The sequence below is a fragment of the Streptomyces sp. NPDC026092 genome, from assembly GCF_040638605.1.
In the GTDB taxonomy this organism is placed as follows: Bacteria; Actinomycetota; Actinomycetes; order Streptomycetales; family Streptomycetaceae; genus Streptomyces.
In genome coordinates, this window is sequence record NZ_JBEZYN010000001.1 from 224,032 (window position 1) to 237,348 (window position 13,317).

The 13,317-nt window shown below is 72.6% G+C and carries 9 protein-coding genes; 6 read left to right on the forward strand and 3 right to left on the reverse strand.

The window, feature by feature from the left end:
* Nucleotides 1-5: 5 nt before the first annotated feature.
* Complete coding sequence (locus tag AB0F56_RS01025; RefSeq protein WP_362002654.1) at nt 6-1,565, reverse strand: M1 family metallopeptidase; 1,560 nt, start codon at nt 1,563-1,565, stop codon at nt 6-8.
* 202 nt (nt 1,566-1,767) lie between these two features.
* On the opposite strand from AB0F56_RS01025, the gene AB0F56_RS01030 reads away from it, so the two are divergent.
* The 3 genes from AB0F56_RS01030 (at nt 1,768) to AB0F56_RS01040 (ending at nt 6,944) form a co-directional block, all read left to right on the forward strand.
* Nucleotides 1,768-3,777, forward strand: coding sequence for a Xaa-Pro dipeptidyl-peptidase (locus AB0F56_RS01030; protein WP_362002656.1), 2,010 nt, complete (start codon nt 1,768-1,770; stop codon nt 3,775-3,777).
* Nucleotides 3,774-5,096, forward strand: coding sequence for a M14 family metallocarboxypeptidase (locus tag AB0F56_RS01035; protein WP_362002658.1), 1,323 nt, complete (start codon nt 3,774-3,776; stop codon nt 5,094-5,096). Before AB0F56_RS01030 ends, AB0F56_RS01035 begins: the two co-directional genes overlap by 4 nt.
* A 183-nt stretch (nt 5,097-5,279) precedes the next feature.
* Nucleotides 5,280-6,944 (forward strand): BCCT family transporter, encoded by a 1,665-nt coding sequence (locus AB0F56_RS01040; protein ID WP_362002659.1) that lies wholly within the window; start codon nt 5,280-5,282, stop codon nt 6,942-6,944.
* 33 nt (nt 6,945-6,977) lie between these two features.
* Here the strand turns inward: AB0F56_RS01040 and AB0F56_RS01045 are convergent, their stop codons facing one another.
* Nucleotides 6,978-7,934 carry an FAD-dependent oxidoreductase gene (locus AB0F56_RS01045; RefSeq protein WP_362002661.1) on the reverse strand — a complete coding sequence of 319 codons (957 nt, stop codon included), beginning with the start codon at nt 7,932-7,934 and terminating at the stop codon, nt 6,978-6,980.
* A gap of 72 nt (nt 7,935-8,006) precedes the next feature.
* Between AB0F56_RS01045 and AB0F56_RS01050 the strand changes: the two genes are divergently transcribed.
* Genes AB0F56_RS01050 through AB0F56_RS01060 form a run of 3 tightly spaced genes read left to right on the forward strand, consistent with a single transcriptional unit; the run spans nt 8,007 to nt 10,776 of the window.
* On the forward strand, nt 8,007-9,644 hold the full coding sequence (locus tag AB0F56_RS01050; protein WP_362002663.1) for an ABC-F family ATP-binding cassette domain-containing protein: 1,638 nt from the start codon (nt 8,007-8,009) through the stop codon (nt 9,642-9,644).
* Entirely contained in the window at nt 9,644-10,372 is a 729-nt protein-coding gene (locus tag AB0F56_RS01055) for a 2-phosphosulfolactate phosphatase (RefSeq protein WP_362002666.1), read from the forward strand. Before AB0F56_RS01050 ends, AB0F56_RS01055 begins: the two co-directional genes overlap by 1 nt.
* Nucleotides 10,369-10,776: a hypothetical protein gene (locus AB0F56_RS01060; RefSeq protein WP_362002667.1), complete on the forward strand. Its 408-nt coding sequence runs from the start codon at nt 10,369-10,371 to the stop codon at nt 10,774-10,776. Before AB0F56_RS01055 ends, AB0F56_RS01060 begins: the two co-directional genes overlap by 4 nt.
* A gap of 67 nt (nt 10,777-10,843) precedes the next feature.
* Here the strand turns inward: AB0F56_RS01060 and AB0F56_RS01065 are convergent, their stop codons facing one another.
* A complete protein-coding gene (locus AB0F56_RS01065) occupies nt 10,844-13,258 on the reverse strand; it encodes a Tex family protein (RefSeq protein ID WP_362002668.1) in 2,415 nt (804 codons plus the stop codon).
* Nucleotides 13,259-13,317: the final 59 nt, after the last annotated feature.

Genomic DNA, 13,317 nt, shown 5'->3' on the forward strand with positions numbered 1-13,317 from the left:
ACGGCTCAGTGACCGCCGTGGCCCTCGGGGCCGCCGTGCTCGTGGATCGTGTTCGTCTCCGCGATCTTCTTCCAGGACTTCGGCTGCACGGGCTTCGCAGACGCGGCAGGCGCACCGGGAGCGGCCGCCGTCGAACGCGCCGTCCCGGCCGAGATCCCCGAATCGCCCGCCGTCGACGCGGCCGGCTTCACCGGCTCGTACAGCCAGGTGTCGAAGAGCGCGGCCAGCGGCTTGCCCGAGATCCGCTCCGCGTACTTCACGAAGTCCTTGACCTTGGCGTTGCCGTACGCGAACTCCGTCGGCCAGCCCTTCAGGATCGCGAAGAAGTCCTCGTCGCCGATCTCGTTGCGCAGCGCCTGGAGCGCCAGCGCGCCCCGGTCGTAGACGGCGATGTGGAACTGGTTGTCCGGCCCCGGGTCGCCCGGCGCGACCGTCCAGAACGGGTCCTCGGCGGTACGGGTCTGGTAGACGTAGTCCGCCAGCTCCTGCGCCGTGCCCTCGCCCTCCTTCTCCGACCAGAGCCACTGGCTGTAGCGGGCGAAGCCTTCGTTGACCCAGATGTCCTTCCACCGGTCGACCGAGACGCTGTCGCCGTACCACTGGTGGGCCAACTCGTGGACGACCACGGACACGTTCGCCCCGTTGGAGAACTGGCGCGGGCTGTAGAACGGCCGGGTCTGCGTCTCCAGGGCGTAGCCGCTGGTCACGTTGGGGACGTAGCCGCCGAGCGCGTTGAACGGGTAAGGACCGAAGACCTCCTCCAGCCACTCCGCGACCTCGGCCGTCCGCTCGATCGAGGCACGGGCCGCGCCCGCGTTGTCGCCGAGGTCCTTGCTGTACGCGTTGAGGACCGGGAGGCCCTTCGCGGTCTTGTCCGTGGTGATGTCGAACTTGCCCACCGCGAGCGTGGCCAGATAAGTCGCCTGGGGCTTGTTGGAGCGCCAGTTGAAGCGGGTCCAGCCGAGCCGCGAGGACTGCGACTGGAGCACGCCGTTGCTGATGGCCTGCGTGCCGTCCGGCACGGAGACCGAGACGTCGAAGGTCGCCTTGTCCAGGGGGTGGTCGTTGGACGGGAACCACCAGGCGGCCGAGTCCGGCTCCTGGGCGGCCACACCGCCGTCCGGCGTGCGGTGCCAGGCGGTCCATCCGCCGATCTTCACCTCGGAGGGCTTGCCCGCGTACCGCACGACGACCGAGATCGTCCGGTTCTTCTCCAGCGGGGCCGCCGGGGTGATCTCCAGCTCCTGCTCGCCGCTGGTGGTGAACCGGGCCTTCTTGCCGTTCACCCGCACCTCGCTGACCTTCAGGCCGAGGTCCAGGTTGAAGCGGGAGAGGTTCTGCTTGGTGGTGGCGAGGATCGTCGCCGTGCCCTCCAGGAGGTCGGTCGCGGGCTGGTAGGTCAGCCGCAGGTCGTAGTGGGAGACGTCGTAGCCGCCGTTGCCACTGGCCGGGTAGTAGGGGTCGCCGATGCCCGATGCGCCCGGAACGTAGTCGGCGGCGGATGCCGGGATCGCCAGCAGGAGGGACGCCGCGAGTGCGCTCGGAACGACAAGTCTGCGGTGCACGAGAGCTCCAAGTCGGTAAGAAGCATGCATGGTGTTCGGTCCTTAGCGACGCTATTCAGCGCAGTGATGCCCCGTCACGTCCAGAGGACCTCCTTTCACACGATCGCCATTCGGCCGAAACGGAGCCTCCGGCCCCACCCGTGCCTCTCCGCTCCCGACGGCACTCTTTTGCGCGGGAGTTGACGGGGGTACGTTCCGCCCCATGCCGATACGTGTGCGGAGAACCCGCGGAGCCCGTCCGTCGCGCAGAACCCTCGCCGTGGCCGCCACGGCCGCCCTGCTGTCCGCCCTCGTCTCGCCGTCCGGCGCTCTGGCCGCGGACACCCAGGCAGCCGACCGGACCGTGCGCGAGTCCAAGCCCGTGTACTCCTACGGCGACGCGATACGCGAGTCCGTCTGGGTGGACACCGGTCTCGACGGCGACGGGGACGGTCGCACCGACCGGGTCGCCGCCGACATCGTCCGCCCGCGCGAGACCGCCGCGACCGGCCGGAAGATCCCGGTCATCATGGACGCCAGCCCGTACTACGCCTGTTGCGGACGTGGCAACGAGAGCCAGAAGAAGACCTACGACGCCGCTGGGAAGCCGGTCCGGTTCCCGCTCTTCTACGACAACTACTTCGTGCCGCGCGGCTACGCCTTCGTCGCCGTCGACCTCGCCGGCACCAACCGCTCCGACGGCTGCGACGACGTCGGCGGCCGCTCGGACGTCCAGTCCGCCAAGGCGGTCGTCGACTGGCTGAACGGCCGCGCGCGCGGCTACACGACCCGTACCGGCTCCGAGCGGGCGAAGGGCACGGACTGGTCCACCGGCAAGGTCGGCATGATCGGCAAGAGCTGGGACGGCACGATCGCCAACGGCGTCGCCGCCACGGGGGTCGAGGGCCTGGAGACGATCGTCCCGATCGGGGCGATCTCCTCCTGGTACGACTACTTCCACTCGCAGGGCGCCCCGCTCTACAACGCCAACCCGAGCTGGCTCTCCGAGTACGTCAACAGCCCCGAGGCGGCCGCCCGTTGCGGCGCGGTCCAGGAGCGCGTCACCGCGGGCACCCCGTACAGCGGGGACTGGACGCCCGCCTGGAGCGAGCGGAACCACGTCCCGGACGCCCGGAAGGTGAAGGCGAGCGTCTTCGTCGTGCACGGGCAGCAGGACCTCAACGTCCGCGCCAACCAGTTCGGCCAGTGGTGGGACGCCCTCGCCGCGCAGGGCGTCGAGCGCAAGATCTGGCTCTCCCAGACCGGCCACGTCGACCCCTTCGACTTCCGGCGCGCCGACTGGGTCCGCACCCTGCACCGCTGGTTCGACCACGAGCTCCTCGGCTACGACAACGGCGTCGACCGCGAGCCGATGGCCGACATCGAGCGGGCCCCGGACCGCTGGACCACCGACCGCGTCTGGCCGCCGCGCGCCACCGAGCCCACCACCCTTCGCCCCGGAACGGGCCAGGAGCCCCGCGCCGGCACCCTCGGCCGGACCCCCGCGGCCCCCGGCACCACGGAGACCTTCACCGACGACCCGGCGCTCGGCGAGACCGACTGGGCGGCCCGGATCGACGACCCGACCTCCGCCCAGGCCGGGTTCACCACCCGGCAGCTCACCCGCGACCTGCGGCTCTCCGGCTCCTCCACGGTGACCGTCACGGCCACCCCGACGACCGCGACCGCCCACCTGTCGGCCGTACTCGTCGACCTCGGCCCCGACACCATCCGGGACTACGCGGCCCCCGGCGAGGGCATCACCACCCTCACCGAACGGACCTGCTGGGGCGCGAGCACCGAGGGCGACTCCGCCTGCTTCAAGGAGACGAAGGCCCGGACGACGGACGTCGGCTACACCGTCGTCAGCCGGGGCTGGGCGGACCTGGGCACGTGGGCCAACCCGAAGCAGGGCCGGCCGTTGACCCCCGGCAGGGCGTACACGATCACGCTCAAGCTGGCGGCCACCGACCACGTCGTCCCGGCCGGCCACCGGCTCGCCCTGATCGTCGGCGGCACGGACAAGGACCTCCTCGATCCTCCGTCGACCACCCCGACGCTCGCCCTCGACCTCGCCAGGACCTCGGCGAAACTGCCGCTCGTCGGCGGCGTCGAGGCGTTCACGCGGGCGACCGCCGGTACGGTCGACGCACGCTCGGCGCAGGCCGAGCGGCCGCTCACGGGTGTCGGGCCCGCACGCCCGGGCATCCCCGTCCCGGGTGAGGCCCGATGACCCGCGCACCAAGCCGCCGCCCGAGCCGTCCCGCACGGCGCACGCTCGCCCTCGTCGCGGGCGTCACCGCCCTCGGCCTCCCGCTCGTCGCCGTTCCCGCGGAGGCGCACGGCGGGGCGGGCCCGGCGCAGCCCCCACGGACCGGCTTCGAGACCAGCCACGGCGCCCGGTGGACGACCGAGACGGAGGAGGGCTCGTTCCTCGCCGCCGTCGACCGGGCGAACGACCGGGTCGCGGTGCGGACCGTCGGAACGACCGAGCAGGGCCGCCCGATCCGGCTCGCCACGGTCGGCGCGCGTGCGACGGGCACCACCGTGCTCCTCGTCTGCTCGCAGCACGGTGACGAACCGTCGGGCCGGGAGGCCTGCCTGACCACCGTGCGCGACCTGGCGTACGCGCGGGACAAGGAGACCCTGCGCTTCCTCGCCCGTACCACCGTCCTCGTCGTCCCCACGGCCAACCCGGACGGCCGCGAGGCCGACACCCGGGGCAACGCCGACGGGGTCGACGTCAACCGCGACCACCTCGCCCTGGCGACCGCCGAGGGCCGGGCGCTCGCCGCCCTCATCCGCGACCGGCGCCCGGAACTGGTCTACGACCTCCACGAGTACGACGGCACCTCGCCGTACTACGACAAGGACCTGCTCGCCCTCTGGCCGCGCAACCTCAACACCGACACCCATGTGCACGACGAGGCCCACACCCTGTCGGAGTCCTACGTCCGGTCGGCCGCCGGGATCTCCGGCTTCAGCAGCGGCATATACGGCATCTGGACCGACCCGCACACCGGTCAGCCCGTGAAGCAGGTCGCGGGCGACGGCCAGGAGCGCATCCTGCGCAACACGGCCGGTGTCAAGCACTCCGTCGGCCTGCTCGTCGAGACCCGGATCGAGGCCCTCACCCAGGCCGAGGCCGACGACGACGCGCGCAACAAGCGGCGCCGGGTGACCACCCAACTCGTCGCGCTGAAGGGCGCGTTCGCGTACGTCGACGAGCGGCGCGGCATCCTCGGCGCGGCCACGGCGGCGGCCCGCCACACGGGCTTCGCCGACCGGGGACCGGTCATGCTCGGCGGCGCCGACAACGACCCCGCCGAACCCGCCGAGATCGTCCAGGACCCGCCCTGCGGCTACCGCCTGGACGCCGCGCAGTACGCCGAGTTCGGCGACGAGCTGGCGCTGCACGGGATCACGGTCCGGCGGGACGGCGACGGGGTGTTGGTGCCCCTGCGCCAGTCCGGGCGCGCCCTGGTCCCGTTGCTGCTGGACGGCCGGGCGGCGTACCGGCTCACCACCGGACGGCCGGTGGAGGTCTGTTGACGGGCTGACGAACGGACGGGCTGAGTTGGTCCCGGAACTGGCGTGTCACCTGTGGTACTGCTGCCTTACGGAGTGTGTTTGTCCCGTAATGCAGTGAAAGGTGCGGAACCTGTGTCGCAGGATGATCAGTCAGCCGGGGAGTCCGGGAGCGGCGGTGGCCGGGGAGGCCGGGAGGGGCTGTCGGTGACGGCGGACCTCCCGCGCCGCCCCGGCCAGCACCCCAAGGCCCGGACGGACCGGATCGTGTTCGGTGTCACCGCCGTCCTCACCCTCGCCTTCGTGATCTGGGGCGCCACGGCCACGGACAGCCTGGAGAGCGTCTCCAGCGATCTCCTCGACGGGCTGATCCGCAACGGTGGCTGGGCGTTCATGCTCGCCGCCTCCGGCTTCGTCGTCTTCGCCCTGTGGCTCGCGATCAGCCGGTACGGCCGGATCACCCTCGGCCACGAGAGCGAGGGGCCGGAGTTCCGGACCGTGTCGTGGATCGCGATGATGTTCAGCGCGGGCATGGGCATCGGCCTGATGTTCTACGGCGTGAGCGAGCCGCTCGCCCACTACGGCACTCCGCCGCCGGGCACCCACCCCGTCGACTCGGCCGAGCGGATGCAGACCGCGATGGCCACCACCCTCTTCCACTGGACCCTCCACCCGTGGGCGATCTACGCCGTCGTCGGGCTCGCGATCGCGTACTCCACTTTCCGGCGCCGGCGGCGGCAGACCATCAGCGCCGTCTTCGTCCCGCTGATCGGCAAGCGGGCAGCCAACGGAGGGCCCGGCCGGTTCATCGACATCCTGGCGATCTTCGCGACCCTCTTCGGCTCGGCCGCCTCACTGGGGCTCGGTGCGCTCCAGATCGGCAGCGGCGTCGAGGAGTTGGGCTGGCTGGAGAAGACCGGGACCGGGCTGCTCGTCGGCATCATCGCCGTCCTGACGGTCGCCTTCGTCGTGTCCGCCGTCTCGGGCGTGGAGAAGGGCATCCAGTGGCTGTCCAACACGAACATGGTGCTCGCGCTGATTCTCGCCGTCTTCGTCTTCATCGCGGGCCCGACCATCATCGTGCTCGACCTGCTGCCCACCTCGATCTTCGCCTACCTCGGCGACCTGCCGCAGCTGGCCGGCCGCACCGAGGCGACCAGCGGCGACAACATCCATGAGTGGCTGGGCGGTTGGACGGTCTTCTACTGGGCGTGGTGGATCTCCTGGACGCCCTTCGTCGGCATGTTCATCGCCCGGATCAGCCGGGGCAGGACCATCCGCCAGTTCGTCGGCGGGGTCATCCTCGTGCCCAGCGTGGTGAGCCTGGTCTGGTTCGCCGTCTTCGGCGGCACCGCGATGAAGTTGAGCGAGGAGGGCCGGCTGACGGAGGAGAGCACGCCCGAGGGCCAACTCTTCGGCGTGCTTCAGGAGTTCCCGATCGCCGGGGCGATGAGCCTGCTCGTGATGATCCTCGTGGGCATCTTCTTCGTGTCGGGCGCGGACGCCGCGTCGATCGTCATGGGCACCCTCTCGCAGCGCGGCACCTTCGAACCGACGCGACCGGTGGTCGTGTTCTGGGGCGTGGTGACCGGGGCCGTCGCCGCGATCATGCTCCTCATCGGCGACGGCCAGGGCGACGCCCTCGCGGGCCTGCAGAACCTCACGATCCTGGTGGCCGCGCCGTTCGTCCTCGTCATGATCGGCATGTGCGTGGCGCTCATGCGGGACCTGCGCAGGGACCCGCTGATCGTCCGGGGCGAGGTGGGCGAGGAGGTCATCGAACTCGCCGTGATCGCGGGCCACGAGAAGTACGACGGAGACTTCGAACTCCGCATCGGCCCGGGCACGAGCGCGTCGGGCGAAGGACCGTGACCGGGGGGCGGGGACCCCGCCCCGTCCCCGCGGTCAGGCGCACGCCAGTTCCGCCGCGCGCCGGGCGCAGCCCCAGGCGACCGTGACGCCCGCGCCGCCGTGGCCGTAGTTGTGGACCAGGCGGCCGCCGGACGGCAGCGGCTCCGTGTCGAGCCGGACCCCGCCCGCCCGAGCCGGCCGCAGGCCCACCCGGTGGCCGACGACCCGCGCGCCGGCGATCTCCGGCCGGATCAGGGCGCACCGCGCCACGATCGCGGCAGCCGTCGCCGGATCGGGTTCCAGGCTCTCGTCGCCCTCCTCGGCGGTACCGCCCAGGATCAGCCGCCCCGGCTGCGGGAAGAAGTACGTCGTCTTGTCCGCCGCCGCGTCGGCCGCCGTGAACCACTCCTCGACGCCCGGGTTCTCGACGAGGACCAACTGCCCCCGCACCGGCCGCAGCCCCGCGTCCGGTACGAGCTCCCTGGCGCCGAGCCCGGCGCAGTTCACCACCACCCGCGCCGACCGGGCCGCCTCGGCGAAGCCGGTCACGGTCCGCCGCTCGACGACCCCGCCGGCCGCTTCGAGCCGCCCCCGCAGCCACGCCAGGTGGACCGGCATGTCGATCAGCGGCAGCACCGCGGCCAGACCCACCCCGTGCGGCCCCGGCACCTCCGGCGCCGCGAGCTGCCGCAGCCCCGAGACCTCCCGCGCCCAGTCGCCCAGGTCGGCGAGGTTCACCTCGGCGTGGACGCCGGGCACGAGCCGTACCCCCGTAGCCGCCGGTTCGGCGCCGAGCTTCTCGTACACCCGCAGCGACTCGAGCGACCAGCCGCCCACCTCCGCCGCGGGCTCGATCCGGTACGGCCACCACAGCGCCCCCGCCACCGCCGAGGTCGTCTCCGGCGCCGGGTCCCGGGACCAGACCCGTACCCGAAGGCCGCGCTCCGCCAGCGTCAGGGCCGTCGTCAGGCCGATGACCCCGCCCCCCACCACGATCACGTCGTCGCTCATGGCCGGACCGTACCGGGACCGGTCCGGGCGCACCACGGTGCGTCGGGCCGGTGGCTTACGATTCATCCCCTGATGACTGCCACTCTCGTCGCCAAGGATCTCGCCGCCGGCCACGGCGAACGCTCCCTCTTCGCCGGCCTCGACCTCGTCGTCGCCCCCGGCGACGTCATCGGCCTCGTCGGCGTCAACGGCGCCGGCAAGTCGACGCTGCTGCGGCTGCTCGCCGGGCTCGACACCCCCGAGGAGGGCGAGCTCAAGCTCTCGCCGCCCAGCGCGACCGTCGGCCACCTCCCGCAGGAGCCCGAGCGGCGCGATGGGGAGACGGTCCGGGAGTTCCTGGCCCGCCGTACGGGCGTGGCGGCGGCGCAGACCGCCATGGACGAGGCCACCCAGGGCCTGGTCGACGGGGCGCCCGGCGCCGACGACGCGTACGCCGTGAGCCTGGAGCGCTGGCTAGGCCTCGGCGGCGCCGACCTCGACGAGCGGGCCGAGGAGGTCGCCGAGTCCCTCGGTCTGACCGTCGGCCTCGATCAGCCGATGACCTCGCTCTCCGGCGGCCAGGCCGCCCGTGCCGGTCTCGCCTCCCTCCTCCTCTCCCGCTACGACGTCTTCCTGCTCGACGAGCCCACCAACGACCTCGACCTCGACGGTCTGGAGCGGCTCGAATCCTTCGTCCAGGGGCTCCGCGCGGGCACGGTCGTCATCAGCCACGACCGCGAGTTCCTCACCCGTACGGTCACCAAGGTCCTCGAACTCGACCTCGCCCAGCAGCAGATCACGCTCTACGGCGGCGGCTACCAGGCGTACCTGGAGGAGCGGGACACCGCCCGCCGGCACGCCCGCGAGGAGTACGAGGAGTTCGCCGACAAGAAGGCCGCCCTCGAAGGCCGCGCCCTGATGCAGCGCAACTGGATGGACAAGGGCGTCCGCAACGCCCGCCGCAAGGCCACCGACAACGACAAGATCGGCCGGAAGCTGCGCGGCGAGGCGAGCGAGAAGCAGGCCGCGAAGGCCCGCCAGACGCAGCGGATGATCGAACGGCTCGACGTCGTGGACGAGCCCCGCAAGGAGTGGGAGCTGCGGATGGAGATCGCCTCCGCCCCGCGCTCCGGCTCGGTCGTGGCGACCCTGCGCGAGGCCGAGGTCCGGCGCGGCGACTTCCGCTTCGGGCCCGCGACCCTCCAGATCGACTGGGCCGACCGGGTCGCGATCACCGGCGCGAACGGGGCCGGCAAGTCGACGCTGCTCGCCGCGCTCCTCGGCCGCCTCCCGCTCGACGCGGGCGACGCGGTGCTCGGCTCGGGCGTCGTCGTCGGCGAGGTCGACCAGGCCCGCAAGCTCTTCCACGGCTCAGAGTCGCTGCTCGACGCGTTCTGCGCGGCCGTCCCCGAGACCGAGCCGGCGGAGGTACGGACCCTGCTGGCGAAGTTCGGGCTCAAGGCCGCGCACGTGCTGCGCCCCGCCACCACGCTCTCCCCGGGCGAGCGGACCCGGGCGGCGCTCGCCCTCCTCCAGGGCCGGGGCGTCAATCTCCTCGTCCTCGACGAGCCGACGAACCACCTGGACCTGCCGGCCATCGAGCAGCTGGAGTCCGCACTCGACACCTACACCGGCACGCTCCTCCTGGTCACGCACGACCGGCGGATGCTGGACGCGGTCCGTACGACCCGCCGCGTCGAGGTCGCGGCCGGCAAGGTGACCGAGCTCTGATGGGTGTCGCCCTCGGCTGGGGCCCGACGGAGGCCGCCGTCCTGGCGAAGGACGCCGCGTGCCTGGTCGTCGTGGACGTCCTCTCCTTCACCACGTCGGTGGGCGTGGCGGTGGAGGCGGGTACGTCCGTCCTCCCGTACCGCCGGCGTGACGAGAGGGCGGCCGCGTACGCGACCGAGCGCGACGCGGCCCTCGCCGTCGGCCGGAGCGAGGCGACGCCCGAGACCCCGTGGACGCTCTCCCCGGCCGCCCTGCGGGCCGCCCCGCCGACCCCGCGCCTGGTCCTGCCGTCCCCGAACGGCTCCACGATCGCGGCGGGGGCGGGCGGGGCCACGGTGGTCGCCGCCTCGCTCCGCAACCGCACCGCGGTCGCCCGCTGGCTGGCCGCCCACGGCTACGGCTCCGACTCGAGGCCGCTCGCGGTGATCGCCTCGGGCGAGCGGTGGCCCGACGGCTCCCTGCGCCCGGCCCTGGAGGACCTCCTCGGCGCGGGCGCGGTCCTGTCTGCCCTGCGCGGCCTCGGCCCGTACGCCCTGACGCCCGAGGCGCGGGCGGCGGCCACGCTGTGGGAGGCGACGGAGGACCCGGTGGCGGAGCTGCACGGCTGCGCTTCGGGGCGTGAACTGTACGAGTACGGCTATCCGCAGGACGTCGCGGTGGCCGCCGAGGTCGACACCTCGGAGACGGTCCCCGTCCTGAGGGACGGCGCATTCCAGGAGACACCATGACCGACCTGCTGACCCGGCTCACCGAGATGCTGGACGACCTCGACGCCGATGTCGACGAGACCATCGACCTCGCCGACGAGATCGCCGCCTCGGGCGACGCGGCGCTGCTGCCCCGGCTCCAGGCCGAACTGGACCGGGCCCTCGTCGAGCGCAACGCCTACGCCCGCGAGCTGCTCGGCGGCGTCCTGGCCGCGATCGGCGGCCCGGACGCCCTGCCGGCGCTCCTGCGGGCCTCCTCCGTGGACCTCGGCGACGACCAGGACTCCCTGGCGGCGGAGATCGTCGACCTGGTCCAGGCCGACCCGGCCCGCTCCCGCGCCCTCCTCCAGCCCCTGACCGAGGACGACGACCTGACGGTCGCCAACCGAGCCGAATGGGCCCTCCGCTTCCTCCCGAACGCCTGACACAGCGCGCTGCGGCGAGCCCGCACGGAAGCGACGGGCCCGGCCTCACGGCCGGGCCCGCATCGCGTCAGCGGCCGCGCCGCTTCCCGCCGCCGCCCTCGTTGTTCAGCAGGCCCGCCTTGCGCAGGGCGTCCGCCATCGCGCTGTTCGCGGGCGCCGGAGCCGAGGCCGACCGCTGGCCCTGGCCGCCCTGCGCCTGCCCCTGACCGCGCCGCTGCTGCGGCGGACGGCCACCGCGCTCGCCGCGGTCACCGCGCTCGCGCCGCTCCCCGCGCTCCCGCTGCGGCGCCCCCGCCGCGTCCGCCGTCGCCTCGTCGTCGAGTCGCAGCGTCAGCGAGATCCGCTTGCGCGGGATGTCGACGTCCAGGACCTTCACCCGGACCACGTCACCCGGCTTCACCACGTCGCGCGGGTCCTTGACGAAGGTCTTGGACATGGCCGACACATGGACGAGCCCGTCCTGGTGCACGCCGATGTCCACGAACGCCCCGAACGCCGCCACGTTCGTGACCACGCCCTCCAGGACCATCCCCGACACGAGGTCGCCGATCTTCTCGACGCCCTCCTTGAACGTGGCCGTCTTGAACGCGGGACGCGGGTCGCGCCCCGGCTTCTCCAGCTCGCGCAGGATGTCGGTGACCGTCGGCAGACCGAAGGTCTCGTCCACGAACTCGTCCGCCCGCAGCGACCGCAGCACCCCGGAGTTGCCGATCAGCGAAGCGACCTCGCCACCCGTCGTCTTCACCATCCGCCGCACCACCGGGTACGCCTCCGGGTGCACCGAGGACGCGTCCAGCGGGTCGTCCCCGCCGCGGATCCGCAGGAAGCCCGCGCACTGCTCGTACGCCTTCGGGCCGAGCCGCGCCACGTCCTTCAGAGCCTTCCGCGAGCGGAACGGGCCGTTCGCGTCGCGGTGCGCCACGATGTTCTCGGCGAGGCCCGCGCCGATGCCCGAGACCCGCGAAAGCAGCGGTGCGGACGCGGTGTTGACGTCGACACCGACACCGTTCACACAGTCCTCGACCACCGCGTCGAGCGAGCGGGAGAGCTTCACCTCGGACAGGTCGTGCTGGTACTGCCCGACGCCGATCGACTTCGGGTCGATCTTCACCAGCTCGGCCAGCGGGTCCTGCAGGCGCCGCGCGATCGAGACCGCGCCGCGCAACGAGACGTCCAGGCCCGGCAGTTCCTGCGAGGCGAACGCCGAGGCCGAGTACACGGAGGCGCCCGCCTCCGAGACCATGACCTTGGTGAGCGTCAACTCGGGGTGCTTGGCGATGAGTTCGGTCGCGAGCTTGTCTGTCTCGCGGGATGCCGTGCCGTTGCCGATGGCGACCAGCTCGACCGCGTGCTCCTTCGCGAGCCGGGCCAGCTTCGCCAGCGACTCGTCCCACTTGTTCGCCGGGACGTGCGGGTAGATCGTGTCGGTGGCGACGACCTTGCCCGTACTGTCGACCACGGCCACCTTGACGCCCGTACGGAAGCCGGGGTCCAGGCCCAGGGTCGCCCGCGTCCCCGCCGGGGCCGCGAGCAGCAGGTCGCGCAGGTTCGCCGCGAAGACCCGGACCGCCTCGTCCTCGGCGGCCGTCCTCAGCCGCAGCCGCAGGTCGATCCCGAGGTGGACCAGGATCCGGGTCCGCCAGGCCCAGCGGACCGTGTCGAGGAGCCACTTGTCGCCCGGACGCCCCCGCTCGGCCACGCCGAAGCGCGAGGCGACCATCCCCTCGTACGCGGTCGGGCCGGGCACCTCGGACGGCTCCTCCGGCTCCAGCTCCAGGGTGAGGACGTCCTCCTTCTCGCCGCGCAGCATCGCGAGGATCCGGTGCGAGGGGAGCGCGGTGAAGGGCTCCGCGAAGTCGAAGTAGTCGGCGAACTTCGCGCCCGCCTCCTCCTTCCCGTCCCGCACCTTCGCCGCCAGCCGGCCACGGCCCCACATCCGCTCCCGCAGCTCGCCGATCAGGTCGGCGTCCTCGGAGAACTTCTCGGTGAGGATGGCGCGGGCGCCCTCCAGGGCCGCCGCCGGGTCGGCGACGCCCTTGTCGGCGTCCACGAAGGCCACTGCGGCCGCCGCCGGCTCCACCGACGGGTCGGCGAGCAGCCCCTCCGCCAGCGGTTCGAGACCGGCCTCGCGGGCGATCTGCGCCTTGGTGCGGCGCTTGGGCTTGAAGGGCAGATAGATGTCCTCCAGACGGGCCTTGGTGTCGGCGGCCCGCAGCTGGGCCTCCACCTCGGCCGTCAGCTTCCCCTGCTCCCGTACGGAGTCGAGGATGGCGGTCCGCCGGTCCTCCAGCTCTCGGAGGTAGCGCAGCCGCTCCTCCAGCGTGCGCAGCTGCGCGTCGTCGAGCATCTCCGTCGCTTCCTTGCGGTAGCGCGCGATGAACGGCACGGTCGAGCCGCCGTCGAGCAGCTCGACGGCCGCCCTCACCTGTCGCTCACGTACGCCGAGTTCCTCGGCGATCCTGCCTTCGATGGACGTCGTCACGGTGTCCCGACTCGCCTTCTCGTGCCTCAAGCTTGCGAGTGCATTGTGCCGTCTTACGC

Bases quoted from the DNA above. Each gene is read 5' to 3' on its own strand.
- AB0F56_RS01045 (WP_362002661.1), bottom strand. From the start codon at position 7,934: ATGAGCGACGACGTGATCGTGGTGGGGGGCGGGGTCATCGGCCTGACG.
- AB0F56_RS01060 (WP_362002667.1), top strand. From the start codon at position 10,369: ATGACCGACCTGCTGACCCGGCTCACCGAGATGCTGGACGACCTCGAC.
- AB0F56_RS01030 (WP_362002656.1), top strand. From the start codon at position 1,768: ATGCCGATACGTGTGCGGAGAACCCGCGGAGCCCGTCCGTCGCGCAGA.
- AB0F56_RS01055 (WP_362002666.1), top strand. From the start codon at position 9,644: ATGGGTGTCGCCCTCGGCTGGGGCCCGACGGAGGCCGCCGTCCTGGCG.
- AB0F56_RS01035 (WP_362002658.1), top strand. From the start codon at position 3,774: ATGACCCGCGCACCAAGCCGCCGCCCGAGCCGTCCCGCACGGCGCACG.
- AB0F56_RS01050 (WP_362002663.1), top strand. From the start codon at position 8,007: ATGACTGCCACTCTCGTCGCCAAGGATCTCGCCGCCGGCCACGGCGAA.